This is a genomic window from Kitasatospora sp. NPDC022785 (assembly GCF_055561295.1).
On the sequence record NZ_JBVHHB010000037.1, the window covers coordinates 19,723 to 40,751 of the forward strand.

The following is a 21,029-nucleotide window of genomic DNA, read 5'->3' on the forward strand; positions in this document are numbered from 1 at the left end:
AACGGCGCGGTCAGGTCGTTCCCTCGAAGGTGCCATGCCTCCCACACTCGCCTCCGTCGTCCGCAACACCTCGCTCCATCTGACGGTCCTCGCCGGTGCGGACCATCTGGAGCGGCCCGTCCGCTGGGTGCACACCAGCGAGCTGGACGACCCGACGCCGTTCCTCGAGGGCGGTGAGCTGCTGCTCACCACCGGTATCAAGCTGGGCCGTACCGCCACCCAGCTGCAGGCGTACGTGCACCGGCTGGCCGACGCGGGCGTGGTGGGGCTGGGTCTGGGTGTCGGGCTGTCGCACACGGAGGTGCCGCAGCCGCTGGTGGACGCGGCGGCGCAGCGCGGGCTGCCGCTGTTGCGGGTGCCGGAGCCGACGCCGTTCATCGCCATCAGCAAGGTGGTGTCGGCGGCGCTGGCGGCCGAGCAGTACGAGGCGGTGACGACCAGTTTCGAGGCGCAGGAGGAGCTGACCCGGGCGGCGCTGGGCAAGGACGGCACCACGGCGGTGGTGCGCCGGCTGGCGGCGCGGCTGGGTGGTTGGGCGGCGCTGTACGACGGGTCGGGTGCGCTGTCGGTGGTGGCGCCGGACTGGGCGGCCCGCCGGGCCGGCCGGCTGGCGGCCGAGGTGGACCGGCTGCGCCGGCGCCCGGCGCCGTCGAGTGCGGCGCTGCAGGGGCGTTCGCCGGGGATAGACACGGCGGACGAGGACTACGTGGTGGTCCAGTCGCTGGGGGCGGACCGGCGGGCCCGGGGCTTCCTGGCGGTGGGGACCGAGGACCGGATCACCCCGACCGAGCGGTACGTGCTGAATGCGGCGGTGGCGCTGCTGACCCTCACCCTGGAGCGCTCGCGCGAGCTGCGGCAGGCGGAGGAGCGGATGGGCGCGGCGCTGCTGCGGATGGTGCTGGCGGGCGAGGTGGCGACGGCCCGGCAGGTGGCGGCCGGGCTGTTCGGCGGTCTGCCGGAGGGGACGGTCCGGGTCATGGTGGCGGGAGCCGGGCAGGGCGTGGACGCCGCGGAGGCGCTGGGCGAGCTGGGGGACCGGGCCGAGCAGGCGGGTGCCCGGGTGGGCGAGAAGCTGCTGGTGGCGCGGGAGGACGGTGCGCACGGGGCGCGGCTGATGGTGCTGGCGCTGGACAACGGTTCGGTGCACCGGGCCTGTCTCGGTGTGGTGGAGGAGCACGAGGGGCTGTCGCTGGGCGTCTCGGCGCCGGCCGCGCTGGAGGAGGCCGGGACGGCGCACGCGCAGGCCGAGCGGGCGCTGGCGGTGGCGCTGCGTGGTGGGCGCCGGTCGGTGGACCACGAGGAGGTGGGCGCGGGTTCGCTGCTGCCGTTGCTCGGGGAGGACGCGGTGACGGCGTTCGCGGAGGGGCTGCTGCGTCCGCTGCGGGAGCACGACCGTACGGCGCGTGGTGACCTGGTGGCCTCGCTGCGGGCCTGGCTCTCCAGACACGGGCAGTGGGACGCGGCCGCCGCCGATCTCGGCGTTCACCGGCACACCCTGCGGTACCGGATGCGGCGGGTCGAGGAGTTGCTGGGCCGCTCGCTGGACGACACGGACGTGCGGATGGAGCTCTGGCTGGCGCTCCGATCCGGCGAGGAGTAACACCGGCTCCGGCAGCGAGCCCCCGGCTCCCCGGCCCCGGCCCCACGGACCCCGGCCCGTCCAGCCCCGGCCTCCGGCCCCCCCGGGACCCGTCCGGCTGGACGCCGTGGAGTGCGCGCGGAGGCGAACGCTACTCCGTGGCCAATCCGGGTCGGCGTGCCGCCGCCCTACCCTCGGTTTCAGGTTCCACGTCCGTGGGGCCGTGAGGACGACGAGGAGAGGGCCGGTACCACGGTGACCACCACGTACGAATTCTGGCTGGCCGGCCGCCGGGCGAGCGGCGACGCCGACTTCGAGGTGCACAACAGCTGGGACGGCCGCCTGGTCGGCAAGGTCAGCGTGCCGACCGAGGCCCAGGTCGAGGAGGCGCTGGACGCCGCCGTCGCCGCGCTCCCGGTGTTCGCCGCGACCCCCGCGCACGTGCGTGCCGCCGCGCTGGACCACGTGGCCAAGCGCCTGGCCGAGCGCACCGAGGAGATCGCCCGGCTGATCACTGCCGAGAACGGCAAGCCGATCAAGTGGGCCCGCGGTGAGGTCGGCCGTGCCGTCTCCGTCTTCCGCTGGGCGGCCGAGGAGGCTCGCCGGACCAACGGCGAGACCATGCGGCTGGACACCGACCCGGGCGGCGTGGGCCGTTTCGCGGTGGTGCGCAAGTTCCCGCGCGGCGTGGTGCTGGGCATCGCCCCGTTCAACTTCCCGCTGAACCTGGTCGCCCACAAGGTCGCCCCGGCGATCGCGGTCGGCGCCCCGATCATCCTCAAGCCGGCTCCGGCCACCCCGCTCTCGGCGATGGTGCTGGGCGAGATCCTGGCCGAGACGGACCTGCCGGCCGGCTCCTGGAGCGTTCTGCCGGTGCCGAACGACCGGATGCCCGCCCTGGTGCAGGACCCGCGTCTGCCGGTGATCTCCTTCACCGGCTCGGACAAGGTCGGCTACCAGATCATGGACTCGGTGCCGCGCAAGCACACCACCCTGGAGCTGGGCGGGAACGCCGCCGCCGTGGTGCTCGCCGACTGGTCCTCCGAGGCCGACCTGGACTGGGCCGCCACCCGGATCGCGATGTTCGCCAACTACCAGGGCGGCCAGTCCTGCATCTCGGTGCAGCGCGTGATCGCCGACGCGTCCGTGTACGACGTGCTGGTGGAGAAGGTCGTGGCCAAGGTCCGCGCCCAGGTCACCGGTGACCCCAACGAGGACGCGACCGATGTCGGCCCGCTGGTCGACGAGAACGCCGCCAAGCGGGTGGAGTCCTGGGTGGACGACGCCGTCGCCAAGGGCGCCAAGGTGCTCACCGGTGGTACCCGCGAGGGTGCGACCTACGCCCCGACCGTGCTGGCCGACCTGCCGGCCGACGCGATCCTGGCCACGGCCGAGGTGTTCGGCCCGGTCCTGTCGCTGCACAAGGTGGACGGCACCGACGAGGCCTTCGCCGCCGTCAACGACTCGGCCTTCGGCCTGCAGGCGGGCGTCTTCACCCGTGACCTGCAGACCGCCTTCCGCGCCCAGCGGGAGCTGGAGGTCGGCGGCGTGATCATCGGTGACGCCCCGTCCTACCGCGCCGACCAGATGCCGTACGGCGGCGTCAAGGACTCCGGCGTCGGCCGCGAGGGCGTCAAGTACGCGATGGACGACTACACCGTCGAGAAGGTCCTGGTCCTCACCGGCCTGGACCTCTAGGACGGCGCACCGACAGGACGGCGTACCGACAGGACGGCCCACTGACAGGACGGCCCACTGACAGGACGGCGCACCGAGGGCCCGGCACCGCTTCAGCGCGGTGCCGGGCCCTCGGCATGCCGACGTCCGGGCCGGTCAGGCGTGCCCGGCGGCCGCCGCGACGGCCTCCGCCACGGTGGCGTTGCCGGAGACCAGTTCCAGGGTCTGCCCGGCGGTGCCCGGCTCGTGCAGCAGCGCGGCCAGGACGGCGGCCACGTCGGCCCGGTCCACCGCGCCGCGCCCGACGGACGGGGCGAGCCGGACGAGTCCGGTGCCCGGTCCGTCGGTGAGCCGGCCGGGGCGCAGCACCGTCCAGTCCAGCGTGGTGCGGGCCCGGACGGCGTCGTCGGCGGCGCCCTTGGCCTGTAGGTAGGTCTCGAACACGGGGTCGGCGGGGTAGTGGGCGCCGGCGTCGGCGCCCATCGAGGAGATGATCAGGTAGCGCCGGACGCCGGCGAGTTCGGCGGCGTCGGCGAAAAGGACGGCGGCGTCGCGGTCGACGGTGTTCTTGCGGGCGGCTCCGCTGCCCGGTCCGGCGCCGGCGGCGAAGACCACCGCGTCGGCGCCGGTGAGCAGGGGGGCGAGTTCGTGGACGGTGGCGGCCTCCAGGTCGAGCAGCAGCGGCTCGGCGCCTGCGGCCTCGAGGGCCTCGGCCTGTTCGGGGCGGCGGATGATCCCGGCGGGCCGGTCGCCGTGCTCGGCGAGCAGCCTTTCCAGCTTGAGCGCGATCTGTCCGTGGCCTCCGGCGATGACGGTACGCATGGCTTTGACGGTAGCCGGGGCGTCCGGCGGCGTCCTGCGGAGGAGGGGCGTCCCGGGGAGGCCGACGGGCAGGACACAATGGGCGCATGACTTCGCTCGCCCACCCGCAGCTGCGCTTCACCCCCGCGGTGAAGGACCCTTCCGCTCCCCGGGAGCTGGTGATCCTCGGCTCCACCGGGTCGATCGGCACCCAGGCCATCGACGTGGTGCGCCGCAACCCGGACCGTTTCCGTGTGGTCGCCCTGTCGGCGGCCGGCGGCCGGGTGGAGCTGCTCGCCGAGCAGGCCCTGGAGCTGGGCGTGCACACGGTGGCGGTCGCCGACCCGGCGGCCGAGCCGGCGCTGCGCGAGGCGCTGGCGGCGAAGGCGGCCGGCCGGCCGGTGCCCGCCGTGCTGGCGGGCCCGGACGCGGCCACCGAGCTGGCGGCGATGGAGTGCCACTCGGTGCTGAACGGCATCACCGGTTCGATCGGCCTGCGTCCGACTCTGGCCGCGCTGGAGGCGGGCCGGGTGCTGGTGCTGGCCAACAAGGAGTCGCTGATCGTCGGCGGTCCGCTGGTGAAGGCGGTGGCGAAGCCCGGGCAGATCGTGCCCGTGGACTCCGAGCACGCCGCGCTGTTCCAGGCGCTGGCCGGCGGCACCCGGGCGGAGGTCCGCAAGCTGGTGGTCACCGCCAGCGGCGGCCCGTTCCGCAACCGGACGCGTGAGCAGCTGGCCGGCGTCACCCCGAAGGACGCGCTGGCGCACCCGACCTGGGCGATGGGCCCGGTGGTGACGATCAACTCGGCCACCCTGGTCAACAAGGGCCTGGAGGTGATCGAGGCGCACCTGCTCTACGACGTGCCGTTCGAGCGGATCGAGGTCGTGGTCCATCCGCAGTCGGTCGTGCACTCGATGGTGGAGTTCACGGACGGGTCGACGCTGGCGCAGGCCAGCCCGCCGGACATGCGGATGCCGATCGCGCTGGGCATCGGCTGGCCGGACCGGGTCCCGGACGCGGCGCCCGGCTGCGACTGGACCAAGGCGGCCACCTGGGAGTTCTTCCCGCTGGACAACGAGGCCTTCCCGGCGGTCGAGCTGGCCCGCGAGGCGGGGTCGCTGGGCGGCACCGTCCCGGCCGTCTTCAACGCGGCGAACGAGGAGTGCGTGGAGGCGTTCCTGAACGGCCGCCTCGCCTTCACGGGAATCGTGGACACTGTTGCCAAGGTCGTCGCCGAGCACGGGGCGCCGGCGTCGGGAACTTCTCTGACCGTCGAGGACGTCCTGCACGCGGAGGACTGGGCCCGCGCCCGGGCCCGCGAGCTGGCGGCGGGCTGACGGCTCCGGCCGCAGTGCAGCGGTACCGCGGGACCGACGGGCCGTCGTACGGTAGGTCGCCCTGCCGTACGACGCTCTACGGCACGACGCGGTATGACAAGACGACGAGCGGAGCGGCATGACGGAGGGCCAGCTGTGGCAACGGTTTTGACGGTGGTCGGCATCCTGGTCTTCGCGGTCGGGCTGCTCATCTCGATCGCCTGGCACGAGCTGGGCCACCTCTCCACGGCCAAGCTGTTCGGCATCAGGGTGCCGCAGTACATGGTCGGCTTCGGCCCGACGGTCTGGTCCCGGAAGAAGGGCGAGACCGAGTACGGCTTCAAGGCGATCCCGCTGGGCGGGTACATCCGCATGATCGGGATGTTCCCTCCCGGTGAGGACGGGCGGATCACCAAGCGCAGCAGCTCGCCGTTCCGGACGATGATCGAGGACGCCCGGGAGGCCTCCTACGAGGAGCTCCAGGAGGGTGACGAGAGCCGCCTCTTCTACACCCGCAAGCCGTGGAAGCGCGTCATCGTCATGTTCGCCGGCCCGTTCATGAACCTGATCCTCGCGTTCGGGCTGTTCCTGACGGTCAACATGGGCTTCGGGCAGCCCACCGCGCTGCCGACCATCGGCTCGGTCTCCCAGTGCATCGTCAAGGCCGGCCAGCCCACCGACGTCTGCCCGGCCGACGCGCCGCCGACCCCGGCCTTCCAGGTCGGCCTGAAGCAGGGCGACAAGGTCGTCTCCTTCGACGGTGACCGGATCCGCGACTACGACCGGCTCCAGGCCGACATCCGCAAGTCGGCCGGCAAGGTCGTGCCGATCGTGGTCGAGCGCGACGGGCAGCAGCTCACGCTCACCCCCACGATCGCCGTCAACGCCGTGCAGAAGTTCGACGGCAACAATCTGCCGGTCAAGGGCGAGACCGTGCAGGCGGGCTTCCTCGGGTTCACCCCGAAGCGCGCGATCGTCCAGCAGACCTTCGGCCAGTCCCTCGACCGGATGTACGACATGGGCGAGAACGGGGTGAAGTCGCTGGCCGCCCTGCCCGGCAAGATTCCGGGCCTGTGGAACGCGGTCGTCGGCGACGCCCCCCGCGACCCGGACTCGCCGATCGGCATGGTCGGTGCCGCCCGGGTCAGCGGTGAGGTCTTCTCCCTCGACATCCCCGGCAGCCAGCGGATCGCGTTCTTCGTGAACCTCCTGGCCGGGATCAACCTGTCGCTCTTCCTGTTCAACATGCTGCCGCTGCTCCCGCTGGACGGGGGCCACATCGCCGGCGCGGTCTGGGAGTCGGTCCGCCGGCGTCTCGCACAGCTGTTCAAGCGGCCCGACCCGGGCCCCTTCGACGTGGCCCGGCTGATGCCGCTCGCCTACGTGGTGGCCAGCATCTTCATCGGCTTCACCCTGCTGGTGCTGGTAGCCGACCTGGTGAACCCCGTCAAGATCAGCTGACGGTGCGGGTACGGCTGGTGTGCCCGGGGCCACCACCGTGCCGTACCGTTGGAGGCCGGGTGCGCGTTCATCGGCGCGCCCGGCCCCGGCCTTCCCGAACGGCCGGACCGACCTCACCTCAACCCCGGGGAACCCTGCGCACATGACCGCGATCTCGCTCGGTATTCCGTCCCTGCCGCTCAAGCCGCTCGCCAAGCGCCGTTTCTCCCGGCAGATCATGGTCGGCAACGTTCCGGTCGGCGGCGACGCGCCCGTCTCGGTGCAGTCCATGACCACCACGGTGACGGCGGACATCAACGCCACGCTGCAGCAGATCGCGGAGCTGACCGCCTCCGGCTGTCAGATCGTCCGGGTGGCCTGCCCGTCGCAGGACGACGCCGACGCGCTGCCGATCATCGCCAAGAAGTCGAAGATCCCGGTCATCGCGGACATCCACTTCCAGCCGAAGTACGTCTTCGCCGCGATCGACGCCGGCTGCGCCGCGGTCCGCGTCAACCCGGGCAACATCAAGGCCTTCGACGACAAGGTCGGCGAGATCGCCAAGGCCGCCAGGGACGCCGGGGTCCCGATCCGGATCGGCGTCAACGCGGGCTCGCTCGACAAGCGCCTCCTGGAGAAGTACGGCCGGGCCACCCCCGAGGCGCTGGTCGAGTCCGCGCTCTGGGAGTGCTCGCTGTTCGAGGAGCACGACTTCCGCGACATCAAGATCTCGGTCAAGCACAACGACCCGGTCGTGATGATCAACGCGTACCGCCAGCTCGCCGCCGCCTGTGACTACCCGCTGCACCTCGGCGTCACCGAGGCCGGCCCGGCGTTCCAGGGCACCATCAAGTCCGCGGTCGCCTTCGGCGCGCTGCTCGCCGAGGGCATCGGCGACACCATCCGGGTCTCCCTCTCCGCCCCGCCGGCCGAGGAGATCAAGGTCGGCAACCAGATCCTGGAGTCGCTCGGCCTGCGCGAGCGGGGCCTGGAGATCGTCTCCTGCCCGTCCTGCGGCCGCGCCCAGGTCGACGTCTACAAGCTCGCGGAGGAGGTCACCGCCGGCCTGGAGGGCATGGAGGTGCCGCTGCGCGTCGCCGTCATGGGCTGCGTCGTCAACGGTCCGGGCGAGGCCCGCGAGGCCGATCTCGGCGTCGCCTCCGGCAACGGCAAGGGCCAGATCTTCGTCAAGGGCGAGGTCATCAAGACCGTCCCCGAGTCGAAGATCGTCGAGACCCTGATCGAGGAGGCCCTCAAGCTCGCCGAGCAGATGCAGGCCGAGGGCGTCGAGTCGGGTGCCCCGACCGTGACCGCTGCGGAGTGACCAGCGGACGGTAGTTTCCGGAGGCGGGGTCGTCCGTGCGCGGACGGCCCCGCGGCCGTAGCCGGGTGGGGCCACGGAGTAGGGTGCGGCCAGAGTCGTCTCAGTGAGGTGCTGTCTCGATGCTCGATCGAGGTGTGATGCTCCCCAGCTCGTTCCAGGCCGCCCGCGCCCTGGTGACCACGCGCGTCCTGGAGGCCCCCGACCTCGCGGACACCCTGGAGGTGTTGCACCGGGACCCGGTCGCCAACGCCTTCGTCGCCACCCGGGTCGAGGCCGTCGGCCTCGACCCCTGGCGCCTCGGCGGCGAGATGTGGGGCTGGTACGACGAGCACGGCGAACTGGACGCGCTCTGTTACGCCGGCGCCAACCTCGTGCTGGTCAACGCCGGGCCGCAGGCCGTCCAGGCCTTCGCCGAACGGGCCCGCCGCCAGGGCCGCCGGTGCTCCTCGATCGTCGGGCCCGCAGAGCCCACCGCGGCCCTCTGGGCACTGCTGGAACGCAGCTGGGGCCCGGCCCGGGAGGTCCGCGGCCACCAGCCGTTGATGGCCACCACCGTGCCGTCCGCGGAGATCGCCCCCGACCCGCTGGTACGGCGGGTACGGCGCACCGAGGTCGAGACGCTGATGCCGGCCTGCGTGGCGATGTTCACCGAGGAGGTCGGCGTCTCCCCCCTGGCCGGCGACGGCGGCCTGCTCTACCAGGCCCGGGTCGCCGAACTGGTCGCCGCCGGGCGCTCGTTCGCCCGGTTCGCCGAGGACGGCCAGGTGGTCTTCAAGGCCGAGATCGGAGCCGTCACCGAGGGCGCCTGCCAGATCCAGGGCGTCTGGGTCGACCCCGCCCACCGCGGTCAGGGGCTCTCCGAGACCGGAATGGCCGCCGTCCTCGACATCGCCCTGCGCGAGGTCGCCCCGGTGGTCTCGCTCTACGTCAACGACTACAACCTGCGCGCCCGCGCGGCCTACCGCCGGGTCGGCTTCCGCGAGGTCGGCGCGTTCATGAGCGTCCTTTTCTGAGGCGTGCGCCGTGGGGGAAGCCGGTTCCGGGCCCAGGGCCGCACCGGGCCTTCGCCGGTAGTAACGTCCGGGTCATGGATCAGCTGACCGGGGTGACGATCGAGGCCATCGACCTTGCGGCGTGGGCGCCGCAGGCGCTCGATGTCCAGGCGGTGGCGTTCGGGCTGACGCCCGAGGAGGTCATGGTCCGCCTGCACATCGTCGGGCGGCACGCGCAGCAGCCCGGGGTGATCGCGCTGGGCGCGCTGAGCGGCGGCCGGCTGGTCGGCTTCGGGTACGGCATGCCCAACCGCCGCGAGCACTGGTGGAGCACCGTGATCCAGCCCTACCTGGAGGCCTACGGGTACGGGGAGTGGCTGGACGACGTCTTCGCGATCACCGAGCTGCACGTGCTGCCCGACCACCAGGGCCGGGGCATCGGCTCCGCCCTGATCCGGACCCTCTGCGAGCGGTCCGGCCTGCGCCGCAGCATCCTCTCCGCGATCGACGCCGAGACCCCCGCCCGGCGCCTCTACCGCTCCCTCGGCTATCAGGACCTCGCGCGCGCGGTGCACTTCCCCAACACCGAGCGCCTCTACGCCGTCATGGGCGCCCGGCTTCCGCTGCTGAAGCCGCCGGCGCCTCAGAGCGCGCCGGCGAACTCCAGGTAGAGCTCGGCGTCCTCCCGGCGGCCCGCCGCCAGCGCGCGCAGGCCGAGGTCGGCGGCGCGGACCAGCGTCCAGCCGCGCAGCCGGTCCCGGTCCACGTCCAGGGCGTCGGAGAGCTGGTGCAGCCGACGGCGGACGGCGGCCGGCACGCCCGGGGAGCCGACCAGCGTGTCCGCCCGGTCCAGCGCCAGCCGGGCCAGGTCGTAGGCGCGTTCGCCGGTCAGCGGCCGGGGGTCGATCGCCAGCCAGGGCGCGCGGTCGGCGGCCAGTACGTTGCCGTGGTGGAAGTCGCCGTGCAGCAGGAACACCTCGGTGGCGGAGCCGAGCAGCCCCTCGGCGGTCTCCACGGCCTCGGCGGCCAGGGCGGACACCTCGGCGGCGCCGGGCAGTTCGGGGTGGCGGCGCAGCCGCTCGGCGGTGGCGGCGACCCGGTCGGCGAGCGGGGGGAACGGGTGGCCCTCGGACGGCTCCACCCAGAGCCGGTGCAGCAGGCTGGTGGCCTCCAGCATCGCCTTCGGCTCGGCCAGCGACCGCAGCGGGATGTCACCGTGCAGCCGCTCCAGCAGCAGCACCCCCCGGGCCGGGTCGGCGGCCAGCAGGAGCACGGCCCCGCGGCCGGCCCAGTGGGCGAGCGCGGCGTGCTCCTGTGCGGTCTCGGGAGTGACCAGGCCGGCCTTGAGGACGGCGGGGCTGAGGTCGTCGCGGTGGACGTAGCCGATCAGGCTCAGGCTGCCACCGGGGTCGAGCACCCGTTCCAGGGTGAGATCCCAGCGGGCCAGCCCGTCGGCGACCAGGCCGGGCAGCTCCGCCAGCCAGCTCCGCCCCTCCTCGTCCGCGCCGACGCTTCGCGCCAGCCACTCGGGGACGGTGATCTGCCCTGATGCTGCCGACATGCTGGCCTTCCGGTTGGTGCTTCCCCCGTGGTGCTACCCGTCCATTGTCGGCCATGGCGGCGAAACCGCAGGTCAGCGACGCAAGGGAGTGGGGCGAGGTGAGGGCGGTATCTGCAGGTCAGGGCGATGGGGGAGGGAAGCCGGCGGGGCCGGTCCCGGTGCGGGGCGCCGGGGCCGGGAGGCGGGGGGTGAGGGGGCCGGGCGTGGGAGGCCGGCGGGCCGGCTTCGTGCGGCCGCGGCGTCAGGCGCCGGCGGTCGGCGCGGGGCTGCCCGCGGTGGGGCTGCCGGCGGTGGGGGCGCCGGGTGCCGGGGTGGTGGCGGGGTCGGGAAGGCCCGGGAAGGCCGTGGGGGCGGCACCCCAGCGGCGGGCGCGCAGGGCGCACTCACGGAGCGCGTCGGCGGCGGTGGTGCGCTGGGTGCCGGTGACGGCGGCGACCAGGTCGGCGTAGACGGCGGTGAGCCGGCTCTCGATGTGGGCGGCGAGCCGGCCCGCGCCCGCCGCGTCGCTGACCGCGAACGGCAGCTGGTACCCGGCGGCGGCCGCGCTCGGGGTGGCGCCGGCCCCGCCGAGCAGCCGCTGCCAGGCGTCCCGCCGGGTCTGGTGGGCGGCGTAGGCGGCGCGGGCGTCGGTGCGCTGCTGGTCGTCGGGGAGCCGGGCGCCCACGACGCCGTAGCCGTAGATCGCGGCGTGTTCGGCACTCAGGGCGCCCTGGAACGCCGTGACGGCGTCGGGGCCGACGGCCGCCGCGCTGCCCGGACCGGACGGGGACACGGACGAGGACCCGGACGGGGCGGCGGACGGCGAGGCGGACGCGGAGGCACCCGCCGGCTCGGTCGGCGCGGGGGCCGGGACGGTCGGCGGGGCGGCGTCACCGAGCGCGACGGCGTGCAGCACCCCGGCGGTGGAGACCGAGGCGAGCAGCCGGGCCAGCTGCGGCGAGGCGGCGCCGAGGTCGGCGAGCCGGGCCTGCGCGGTCTGCCGTTCGAGCGAGGCGAGCGCGGCGGTGGTGGTGACCGCCGAGGCGGTCCCGCCGGTGGCGGAGGCGGGGGCCGACGGAGAGGCCGAGGCCGAGGCCGAGGCGGCGCCCGGGGTGGTGGCGGACGGCGATGCCCCCGGCAGGCCGGCCGCCAGGGCGGCCCGGTGCTGGACCACCTCGGCCCGCAGCGGCTGGAGCTGTGCGGCCTGCCCCGCACCGGGCCCGGCCAGCAGGGCGTCGTACCCGGCGAGCAGCGTGTCGGTGGCGGTGACGGCGCGCAGCCGGACCGGCTCGTCCGGGTCGGGGCGGCGCCGCTCGCCCTCGGTGGTGCCGTGCCCGTCGTCGTGCGAGTCGGTGCACGCGGCGAGGGCGCCGCCCGTCGTCAGGAGCAGCCCGAGGGCCAGGAAGGTCCGTCGGCTGGGCGGCTGCATCGTCGTCACTCCGGGGCGTGTACGGGAGGACGGCCTGCCCGTCTGCCTCGTTGGCGTGAATGATTACAGAATCCCCATGTCTGTGGGGGTGAATTGGGTCCGCCGGTGCCCGGCCGGGCCGGTGTGACCTTGCTCGCAGTGGGTGTCGCGCAGGCTGCCGCGCGCCGTCCGGAATCGGTGGTTGGCGGTTTCACCGGATAGGCTTTGGGCCGAGCTGCCGCGACCCGGCCTGTGCCGTACCGGCGCCAGGGGGCGCGGTACCCCTCCTGACAACAGCAGACGCGGCCGAGGAGTCCACCCGGATGAGCACCACCCACATCGACCGGCTGCGTGCGTTGCTGGAGCCCTTGGCGGCCCGGGAGGGCCTGGACCTGGAGGACGTGAAGGTCACCCAGGCGGGCAGCCGCCGGCAGGTGCAGATCGACGTGGACGCGGACGGCGGCGTGGACCTGGACGCCATCGCGGAGTTCAGCCGCGTGGTCGGCGAGGCCTTGGACGAGTCCGACGTGATGGGCGCCGGCGCGTACGTGCTGGAGGTCGGTTCGCCGGGCGCCGAGCGTCCGCTGAGCGAGCCCCGCCACTGGCGCCGGGCCGAGGGCCGGCTGGCCAAGATCCACCTGGTCGACGGCGGGGAGATCGTCGCCCGCGTGCTGGAGGCGGACGAGGACGGCGCGCTGGTCGAGGTGCAGCCGGTGAAGGGCCGCGGCCGCCCCAAGGAGCGCCCTCTGGAGTACACCGAGGTGGACCGGGCGCGCGTCCAGGTGGAGTTCAACCGCAAGGACGAGAAGCTCCTCGACGAGACCCCGGACTTCGCCGACGACGACGCTTCCGACGAGGGGGACGACGGTGCCGAGTGACGCTCCGCGCACCGACCGGAGGGCCGCTCAGGCCATGAGCCCCAGCAACATGAACGTGACGAAAGACGAGGAGGCGTAGCCGTGGACATCGACATGAGTGCCCTGCGCACGCTGGTCAACGAGAAGAACATCCCCTTCGACCTGCTGGTCGAGTCCATCGAGTCGGCCCTCCTCACCGCGTACCACCGCACCGAGGGCTCGCGCCGCCGCGCCCGGGTCGAGCTGGACCGCAAGTCCGGCCACGTCACGGTGTGGGCGACGGAGGACCCGGCGGAGCTGGACGAGGGCGTCGAGCCGAAGGAGTTCGACGACACCCCGAGCGGCTTCGGCCGGATCGCGTCCAGCATCGGCATCCAGGTGATGATGCAGCGCCTGCGTGACGCCGCCGACGACCAGACCTTCGGCGAGTACGCGGGCAAGGAGGGCGACATCGTCACCGGTGTCGTCCAGCAGGGCAACGACCCGAAGAACGTGCTTGTCGACATCGGCAAGCTGGAGGCCATCCTGCCGCCGCAGGAGCAGGTCCCGGGCGAGGACTACCGGCACGGCACCCGTCTCAAGTGCTACGTGGTGGCGGTGCGCCGGGGTGTCCGGGGTGCGTCGGTGACGCTCTCGCGCACCCACCCCAGCCTGGTGAAGAAGCTCTTCGCGCTGGAGGTCCCGGAGATCGCGGACGGCAGCGTGGAGATCGCGGCGATCGCCCGCGAGGCCGGCCACCGCACCAAGATCGCGGTCTGGTCGCGCCGGGCCGGGCTGAACGCCAAGGGCGCCTGCATCGGCCCGATGGGCAGCCGGGTGCGCGCGGTGATGGGCGAGCTGCACGGCGAGAAGATCGACATCGTCGACTGGTCGGAGGACCCGCGCGAGATGGTCGCCGCGGCGCTGTCCCCCGCACGGGTGACGAGCGTGGAGATCGTGGACTACAACCAGCGCTCCGCACGGGTGATCGTGCCCGACTACCAGTTGTCGCTGGCGATCGGCAAGGAGGGGCAGAACGCCCGCCTGGCCGCCCGCCTCACCGGCTGGCGGATCGACATCCGGCCCGACACCGAGGGCCAGGGCGAGGGTCAGCCGGAGGGCCGGCCCGAGAACGGTGCCAGTGACGTCTGAGAGCGGCTTCGCCCAGTCATAACCGTTGTCACGGGCCCCCCGCCGTTCCACCCCGGATCGGCGGGGCGGCGCCATGTCCCTTCGGAGGGGTAGACTTGCCTTCGTCTGGCCGGACGCATGTCCGAGCACGCCCGGAACGCACCTGCGTGGGCTGCCGCAAGCGAGCGGCCAAGCACCAGCTGTTGCGTGTCACGGCGGTCGAGGGCGTCTGCGTCCCCGATCCCCGTGGCGCACTGCCGGGCCGGGGCGCGCACCTGCACCCCGATCCGGCCTGCCTCGACCTCGCGGTCCGCCGCCGGGCGTTCCCCCGGGCCTTCCGGCTCCAGGGCACGCTCGACACCGAGCGGCTCCGCGGGTACATCGAGGAGCGGGCAGGCGACACCCCGGCGCCCTGAGCTTCCTCAGGCCGGCCCGGCGGGCACCTCCCCGTTACGGCCGCCGCTCCACGCGGCGGAGAACCACCGCAACAAGCACAGTGCGCGGGCAGCCGCGCGCCGTGCCACCAGTCAGGTACCTCGCGATGTGGAAGTAGGTCGAGATTGCGATGAGCACTCGATGAGTACGCGATGAGTACGCGATGGGTACGCCCATGAAGTAGCGACAGTCCGGCGGACGAGACCCCCCGGACTCATAGATCAGGAGTGAAGTGGCTAAGGTCCGGGTTTACGAACTCGCCAAGGAGCTTGGCTTGGAGAGCAAGGCCGTCATGGCCAAGCTGACCGAGCTCGGTGAGTTCGTCCGTTCGGCGTCCTCGACGATCGAGGCGCCGGTCGTGCGCAAGTTGACTGACGCTCTGGGAGTGGCCCCCACCGCTGGTGGTTCCGCTGCCAAGCCTGGCCCGCGGAAGCCCGCGGCGCCCCAGCCCGCCGGTGGTTCCGCCGCCGGTGCGGCCGCACCCAAGCCGGGTGCCCCGACCCCGGGTCCGCGCCCTGCCGCGGCGCCGGGCCCCCGTCCGACCCCCGCAGCCGGACCGGCGCCCGCCGCCCCGGCTGCTGCCGCCCCGCGCCCCGCGGGCGCGCCGACCCCGGGCCCGCGCCCGGCGGCCCGCCCCGCCGCACCGGCGGCTCCGGCTGCTCCGGCGGCCGAGTTCTCCTCGCCGGCTCCGGCCGAGGCGCCCACCGAGCGTCCGGCCGCCCAGGCCGCGCGTCCGGCGGCTGCCGGCCCCGCCGGTGGCGGCGCCCGTCCGGGCCCGCGTCCGGCCGGTCCGCGTCCGGGCAACAACCCGTTCACCTCGGGCAGTGCCACGGGCATGGCCCGTCCCGGTGACCGTCGTCCGGCCGCGCCGGGTGCGCGTCCGGGTGCCGGTGCTCCCGCCGGTGACCGCCCGCGTCCGGGCGGCGACCGCGGCCCGCGCCCCGAGGGCCTGGCCGGTGGACGTCCGGGTGGCGACCGTGGCGCCCCGCGCCCCGGTGGTGACCGTCCGCGTCCCGCCGGTGCTCCCGGTGCCGACCGTGGCGCCCCGCGCCCCGGTGGCGACCGTCCGCGTCCGGCCGGTGGCCCCGGTGCCCCCGGTGCCGGTGCCCCCCGTCCGGGTGGTGCCCCGCGTCCCGACGGCATGCCTCGTCCGGCCGGTCCGCGTCCCGGCGGCCCGACCCCGTCCGGTATGCCGCGTCCGAACCCCGGCATGATGCCGCAGCGTCCGGCTCCGGGCCCGCGTCCGGGCCCCGGCGGCCGTGGCCCCGGTGGCCCCGGCGGCCGTCCCGGTGGTCCGGGTGGCGCCGGTGGCGCCCGTCCGGGCTTCGCCGGCCGTCCGGCCGGTCCGGGCTCGCGTCCGGCCGGTGGCGGCTTCGGCGGCCCCCGTCCCGGTGGCGGTGCCCCCGGTGGCGGTGGCGGCTTCGGCCCGCGTCCGGGTGGCTTCGGCGGCCGTCCCGGCGGCCCGGGTGCCCGTGGTGGCACGCAGGGTGCCTTCGGCCGTGGCCCCGGTGGCCGTCCGGCCCGTGGTCGCAAGTCGAAGCGGGCGAAGCGCCAGGAGTACGAGGCCATGCAGGCCCCGTCCGTCGGCGGTGTGATGCTGCCTCGCGGCAACGGCCAGACCGTTCGCCTGTCGAGCGGCGCCTCGCTGATGGACTTCGCGGAGAAGATCAACGCCAACCCGGCCGCGCTCGTCTCCGTCATGTTCAACCTCGGTGAGATGGTCACCGCGACCCAGTCGGTCTCCGACGCGACCCTCGAGCTGCTTGCCGGCGAGATGGGCTTCATCCTGGAGATCGTCAGCCGCGACGACGAGGACCGCGAGCTGCTGGAGTCGTTCGACATCGACTTCGGCGCCGACGAGGGCGACGAGGACCAGCTGGCCCCGCGCCCGCCGGTCGTCACCGTCATGGGTCACGTCGACCACGGTAAGACCCGCCTGCTGGACGCCATTCGCAAGTCGAACGTGGTGGCCGGCGAGGCCGGTGGCATCACCCAGCACATCGGTGCCTACCAGGTGGCCACGATCGTGAACGGCGAAGAGCGCCCGATCACCTTCCTGGACACCCCGGGTCACGAGGCGTTCTCCGCCATGCGTGCCCGTGGTGCCAAGTCCACCGACATCGCGATCCTGGTGGTCGCGGCCAACGACGGTGTCATGCCGCAGACGGTCGAGGCGTTGAACCACGCCAAGGCCGCGGGTGTGCCGATCGTGGTCGCCGTCAACAAGATCGACGTCGAGGGCGCCGACCCGACCAAGGTCCGCGGTCAGCTGACCGAGTTCGGGCTGGTGGCCGAGGAGTACGGCGGCGACACCATGTTCGTCGACATCTCCGCGCGCCAGGGCCTCAACATCGACCAGCTGCTGGAGGCCGTGGTCCTGACCGCGGACGCCTCGCTGGACCTGCGGGCCAACCCCGAGCAGGACGCGCAGGGTATCGCCATCGAGGCCCACCTCGACAAGGGCCGCGGCGCCATGGCGACCGTCCTGGTCCAGCGCGGTACCCTCCGCGTCGGCGACTCGATCGTGGTCGGCGACGCCTACGGCCGCGTCCGCGCGATGCTGGACGAGAACGGCAACAGCCTCGCCGAGGCCGGCCCGTCCCGCCCGGTGCTGCTGCTCGGTCTGACCTCGGTGCCCCGCGCCGGCGACAGCTTCATCGTCGTCGACGAGGACCGCACCGCCCGTCAGATCGCCGAGAAGCGCTCGGCCCGCGACCGCAACGCCGCCTTCGCGCAGCGTCGGGTCCGGGTGTCCCTCGAGGACCTCGACAAGGCCATCGCCGCAGGCGAGATCGAGCAGCTCAACCTCATCATCAAGGGTGACGTCTCCGGTTCGGTCGAGGCCCTCGAGGACGCCCTCGTCAAGCTCGACGTGGGCGAGGAGGTCGAGCTCCGCATCCTGCACCGCGGTGTGGGTGCGATCACCGAGTCCGACGTCAACCTGGCGATGGGTTCGGACGCCATCATCATCGGCTTCAACGTGCGCGCCGAAGGCCGTGCGCGTACCGCGGCCGACAAGGAAGGCGTGGACGTCCGGTACTACTCGGTCATCTACCAGGCGATCGAGGAGATCGAGAACGCCCTCAAGGGCATGCTCAAGCCCGAGTACGAGGAGGTGCGCCTCGGCTCCGCGGAGATCCGCGAGGTGTTCCGTTCCTCCAAGTTCGGCAACATCGCGGGTGTCATCGTCCGCGAGGGCCTGCTGCGCCGCAACGCCAAGGCCCGCCTCATCCGCGACGGCAAGGTCGTGGCGGAGAGCCTCACCATCGAGGGTCTGCGTCGTTTCAAGGACGACGCGACCGAGGTCCGCGAGGGCTTCGAGGCCGGTGTGACCCTGGGGTCGTTCAACGACATCAAGGTCGAGGACATCATCGAGACCTACGAGATGCGCGAGAAGCCGCGCGCGTAAGCGAGTGGTGTCCGGGGCCGGTCGACGGGTGGAATTCCCGTCGACCGGCCCCGGTCTCGCTGTGTAGGGTCCGGGAGTAGCAGTACCAGCCCGGTTCAGGGCTGTCCCCGAGGCCTTCCAGGTCGGCGAGACCTGTCATACATGTTCGTGGGAACACTCACCTTCGACCTGCTGCTGGGCGACGTCCACTCGCTCAAGGAGAAGCGTTCGATCGTGCGGCCCATCGTGGCCGAACTGCAGCGCAAGTACAGCGTGTGCGCTGCCGAGACCGGGAACCAGGAGCTGCACCGCAGGGCCGAGATCGGCCTCGCGGTGGTGTCCGGCGAAGCCGGGTACGTCACAGAGATCCTGGACAGCTGTGAGCGGTTGGTCGCCGGCCGCCCCGAGGTTCAGCTGCTCTCCGCCAGGAGGCGCTACCACAACGACGACGATGAATGAGGTCTGCGGAAGGGACCGGCGCGAGTCGCCGTTCTCACACAGATCAGGACCGAGAGCGCCCACAAGGCTGGGCGCGGGCCGGTACTTTGGGGCATGGGCCCCGACGGGCAGGCAGTACGCCCGGGCACCCGGCCCACTGCACGAGGAGGCAACGTGACCGACACCGCAAGGGCGCGCAAGCTCGCCGACCGCATCCAGGTGGTCGTCGCCCAGACCCTGGAACGGCGGATCAAGGACCCCCGGCTGGGGTTCGTGACCATCACCGACACCCGGGTCACCGGCGATCTGCGCGAGGCCACCGTCTTCTACACCGTCTTCGGTGACGAAGCCGAGCGCGAGGCCTCGGCCGCCGCGCTGGAGAGCGCCAAGGGCGTGATCCGCTCCGAGGTCGGCAAGATCGGGGTGCGTTTCACCCCGACGCTGACCTTCGTCGCGGACGCCCTGCCGGAGAACGCCCGGAACATCGACGACCTGCTCGACCGGGCCCGGGCCATCGACGCCGCGGTGCGCACCACCGCGGCGGGCGCGACCTTCGCCGGCGACGCCGACCCGTACAAGGTGCCGGCGTCCGAGCGTGACGACGAGGACGAGTAGTCATGGCGGGTGAGCCGGCAGCGGCCGGTTCGACAGCTGGATCAACCACGGGGGCGTCCTCCACCAGCACGGTGGAGGGTGCCCTCGCGGTGCTTCCGGGGCCGCGCGCCGAGGAGAGCGGCTTCGAGCTGGTCTGGCAGCAGGTGGTCGCGGAGATCGGGCGGGTTCGCTCGATCGACCTGATCTGCCACATCTGCCCCGACGGCGACGCGCTCGGCTCGGCCCTGGCGGCCGGGCTGGCCCTGCGCGGGCTCGGCCACGACGTCCGGGTCTCCTTCGGTGACGACCCGCAGATCGTGCCGGAGTCGCTGTCCTTCCTGCCCGGCCAGGAGCTGATCGTGCCGGCCTCCGAGGTGCCCGACATCCCCGAGCTGGTGCTCTGCTTCGACGTCGCCGCGGAGAGCCGGCTCGGCCTGCTGCACGACAAGGCCTTCGCCGCGCCCGTGCTGGTGGTCATCGACCACCACGCCTCCAACCCGGGCTTCGGCACCCACCAGCTGATCGACCCGACCGCCCCGGCCACCGCCGTCCTGGTGGACGAGCTGCTGCGCCGCCTCGGCGTCGAACTCGACCAGCCGCTGGCCACCTGCCTCTACACCGGGGTCGCCACCGACACCGGCTCCTTCAAGTACCGGGCCACCACGCCCGCGACCCACGAACTCGCCGGGCGGCTGCTGGCCACCGGCATCCGGCACGACCTGATCTCCCGCCAGCTGTGGGACACCTCCTCCTTCGGCTATCTCAAGGTGCTGGCCGCCGCGCTCGACCGGGCCGTCTACGAGCCCGACGCGGCCGGCGGCCTGGGCCTGGTGTGGACGTGGGTGCCGTACCAGGACCTCGCGCTGTTCAGCGTCACCGTCGAGGAGATCGAGGGCCTGATCGACATCGTCCGCCGCCCGGCCGAGGCCGAGGTCGCGCTGGTGCTCAAGCAGGACCCGGACGGTACGCTGCGGGGCTCCTCGCGCTCCAGGGGTGCGGTGGACGTCGCGGCCGCCTGCGCCGAACTCGGCGGCGGCGGGCACACCTTCGCGGCCGGGTTCAGCGCCCGGGAGGGCGTGGAGGCCGTGGTCGAGCGGTTCCGGGCCGCACTGCGGCCCGTCAGTTGATCATCTTTAGAGAAAGAACTTGATGAAGCGCAAAGGCACCGGTCCGGACGGCCTGGTCATCGTCGACAAGCCGGAGGGCATCACCTCGCACGGGGTGGTCGCCAAGCTGCGGTGGCTGGCCGGGACGCGGAAGGTCGGCCACGCCGGCACGCTCGACCCGATGGCCACCGGCGTGCTGGTGATCGGCGTGGAGCGGGCCACCCGCCTGCTCGGGCACCTGATGCTCACCGCCAAGACCTACGAGGCGACCATCCGGCTCGGCCAGACCACCGTCACCGACGACCGGGAGGGCGAGGTCACCTCGTCCACGGCGGCGGACGGCGTGGGCCGGGAGGCCGTCGAGGCCGGGATCGCCGCGCTCACCGGCGAGATCATGCAGGTGCCGTCCAAGGTCAGCGCGATCAAGATCGACGGCAAGCGGTCGTACGCGCGGGTGCGCGAGGGCGAGGAGTTCGAGCTGGCGGCCCGGCCGACCACGATCCACTCCTTCACCGTGCACGCGTACCGGGAGGCCGTCGCCGAGGACGGCACGCCGGTGCTCGACCTGGACGTCACGGTGGAGTGCTCGTCCGGCACCTACATCCGGGCGCTGGCCCGCGACCTCGGCGCCGGGCTCGGCGTCGGCGGCCACCTGACCGCGCTGCGACGGACCAAGGTCGGCCCGTACGGGGTGGAGTCGGCGCGGACGCTGGAGCAGCTGGAGGCCGCCGTCACCGGCGACTCCGGCGCGGGGCTGGAGGTGCTGCCGATCGGGGAGGCCGCCGCGGCGGCGTTCCCGCGCTGGGACCTCGACGCCGAGCAGGCCAAGCTGCTCTCGCACGGCGCCCGCCTGAAGGCGCCCGGGCTGGGGGTGGACGGGCCGATCGCGGTGTTCGGGCCGGACGAGCGGTTCCTCGCGCTGGTGGAGGAGAAGGGCGGCCAGGCGAAGCCGGTCGCGGTCTTCGTCGGCTGAGACCTTCCGCGGTACGAGCCCCCTGGCGCCCCTGCGGGCGGCAGGGGGCTT

The 21,029-nt window shown here is 73.4% G+C and carries 18 protein-coding genes; 15 read left to right on the forward strand and 3 right to left on the reverse strand.

The annotated features are described in order from the left end of the window. The first annotated feature begins 34 nt into the window (after nucleotides 1-34). Entirely contained in the window at nucleotides 35-1,600 is a 1,566-nt protein-coding gene (locus ACZ3YO_RS36795) for a PucR family transcriptional regulator (RefSeq protein ID WP_465578226.1), read from the forward strand. A gap of 234 nt (nucleotides 1,601-1,834) precedes the next feature. Continuing rightward, nucleotides 1,835-3,277: an aldehyde dehydrogenase family protein gene (locus ACZ3YO_RS36800; protein WP_465578228.1), complete on the forward strand. Its 1,443-nt coding sequence runs from the start codon at nucleotides 1,835-1,837 to the stop codon at nucleotides 3,275-3,277. 135 nt (nucleotides 3,278-3,412) lie between these two features. Here the strand turns inward: ACZ3YO_RS36800 and ACZ3YO_RS36805 are convergent, their stop codons facing one another. Then, a complete protein-coding gene (locus ACZ3YO_RS36805; RefSeq protein WP_465553044.1) occupies nucleotides 3,413-4,078 on the reverse strand; it encodes an NAD(P)H-binding protein in 666 nt (221 codons plus the stop codon). Nucleotides 4,079-4,164: 86 nt separating this feature from the next. Between ACZ3YO_RS36805 and dxr the strand changes: the two genes are divergently transcribed. From dxr to ACZ3YO_RS36830, 5 genes are all read left to right on the forward strand, one after another. Next, nucleotides 4,165-5,394: a 1-deoxy-D-xylulose-5-phosphate reductoisomerase gene (gene dxr, locus ACZ3YO_RS36810; protein ID WP_465578230.1), complete on the forward strand. Its 1,230-nt coding sequence runs from the start codon at nucleotides 4,165-4,167 to the stop codon at nucleotides 5,392-5,394. A 135-nt stretch (nucleotides 5,395-5,529) separates the two neighbouring features. Then, entirely contained in the window at nucleotides 5,530-6,834 is a 1,305-nt protein-coding gene (locus ACZ3YO_RS36815) for a M50 family metallopeptidase (RefSeq protein ID WP_465578232.1), read from the forward strand. 142 nt (nucleotides 6,835-6,976) lie between these two features. After that, nucleotides 6,977-8,137 carry a flavodoxin-dependent (E)-4-hydroxy-3-methylbut-2-enyl-diphosphate synthase gene (gene ispG, locus ACZ3YO_RS36820; protein WP_396325604.1) on the forward strand — a complete coding sequence of 387 codons (1,161 nt, stop codon included), beginning with the start codon at nucleotides 6,977-6,979 and terminating at the stop codon, nucleotides 8,135-8,137. Nucleotides 8,138-8,274: 137 nt separating this feature from the next. Next, nucleotides 8,275-9,150, forward strand: coding sequence for a GNAT family N-acetyltransferase (locus tag ACZ3YO_RS36825; protein WP_465553102.1), 876 nt, complete (start codon nucleotides 8,275-8,277; stop codon nucleotides 9,148-9,150). Between the two features lie 74 nt (nucleotides 9,151-9,224). Continuing rightward, nucleotides 9,225-9,800: a GNAT family N-acetyltransferase gene (locus ACZ3YO_RS36830; protein ID WP_465553050.1), complete on the forward strand. Its 576-nt coding sequence runs from the start codon at nucleotides 9,225-9,227 to the stop codon at nucleotides 9,798-9,800. Here ACZ3YO_RS36830 and ACZ3YO_RS36835 read toward each other — a convergent pair. Both ACZ3YO_RS36835 and ACZ3YO_RS36840 read right to left on the reverse strand, forming a co-directional pair. Next, the gene (locus tag ACZ3YO_RS36835; protein WP_465578235.1) at nucleotides 9,773-10,690 is read right to left on the reverse strand and encodes an aminoglycoside phosphotransferase family protein; all 918 of its coding nucleotides are present in this window, start codon (nucleotides 10,688-10,690) and stop codon (nucleotides 9,773-9,775) included. The genes ACZ3YO_RS36830 and ACZ3YO_RS36835 overlap by 28 nt on opposite strands. A gap of 241 nt (nucleotides 10,691-10,931) precedes the next feature. Then, nucleotides 10,932-12,098, reverse strand: a complete 1,167-nt coding sequence (locus ACZ3YO_RS36840) for a ferritin-like domain-containing protein (RefSeq protein WP_465578280.1) — start codon at nucleotides 12,096-12,098, stop codon at nucleotides 10,932-10,934. 302 nt (nucleotides 12,099-12,400) lie between these two features. On the opposite strand from ACZ3YO_RS36840, the gene rimP reads away from it, so the two are divergent. From rimP to truB, 8 genes are all read left to right on the forward strand, one after another. After that, a complete protein-coding gene (rimP, locus tag ACZ3YO_RS36845) occupies nucleotides 12,401-12,955 on the forward strand; it encodes a ribosome maturation factor RimP (RefSeq protein ID WP_465578237.1) in 555 nt (184 codons plus the stop codon). Nucleotides 12,956-13,036: 81 nt separating this feature from the next. Further along, nucleotides 13,037-14,065, forward strand: a complete 1,029-nt coding sequence (gene nusA, locus ACZ3YO_RS36850; RefSeq protein WP_465578239.1) for a transcription termination factor NusA — start codon at nucleotides 13,037-13,039, stop codon at nucleotides 14,063-14,065. A 146-nt stretch (nucleotides 14,066-14,211) separates the two neighbouring features. Further along, entirely contained in the window at nucleotides 14,212-14,460 is a 249-nt protein-coding gene (locus ACZ3YO_RS36855; protein WP_241002778.1) for a YlxR family protein, read from the forward strand. A 251-nt stretch (nucleotides 14,461-14,711) separates the two neighbouring features. Beyond that, the gene (gene infB, locus ACZ3YO_RS36860) at nucleotides 14,712-17,888 is read left to right on the forward strand and encodes a translation initiation factor IF-2 (protein WP_465553059.1); all 3,177 of its coding nucleotides are present in this window, start codon (nucleotides 14,712-14,714) and stop codon (nucleotides 17,886-17,888) included. Nucleotides 17,889-18,029: 141 nt separating this feature from the next. Further along, on the forward strand, nucleotides 18,030-18,326 hold the full coding sequence (locus tag ACZ3YO_RS36865; protein ID WP_396325598.1) for a DUF503 domain-containing protein: 297 nt from the start codon (nucleotides 18,030-18,032) through the stop codon (nucleotides 18,324-18,326). A 153-nt stretch (nucleotides 18,327-18,479) separates the two neighbouring features. Then, nucleotides 18,480-18,920: a 30S ribosome-binding factor RbfA gene (gene rbfA / locus ACZ3YO_RS36870; RefSeq protein WP_209416822.1), complete on the forward strand. Its 441-nt coding sequence runs from the start codon at nucleotides 18,480-18,482 to the stop codon at nucleotides 18,918-18,920. 2 nt (nucleotides 18,921-18,922) lie between these two features. Then, the gene (locus ACZ3YO_RS36875; protein ID WP_465578243.1) at nucleotides 18,923-20,026 is read left to right on the forward strand and encodes a DHH family phosphoesterase; all 1,104 of its coding nucleotides are present in this window, start codon (nucleotides 18,923-18,925) and stop codon (nucleotides 20,024-20,026) included. A 22-nt stretch (nucleotides 20,027-20,048) separates the two neighbouring features. Beyond that, entirely contained in the window at nucleotides 20,049-20,978 is a 930-nt protein-coding gene (truB, locus tag ACZ3YO_RS36880) for a tRNA pseudouridine(55) synthase TruB (protein WP_465578245.1), read from the forward strand. The last annotated feature ends 51 nt before the right edge of the window (nucleotides 20,979-21,029 follow it).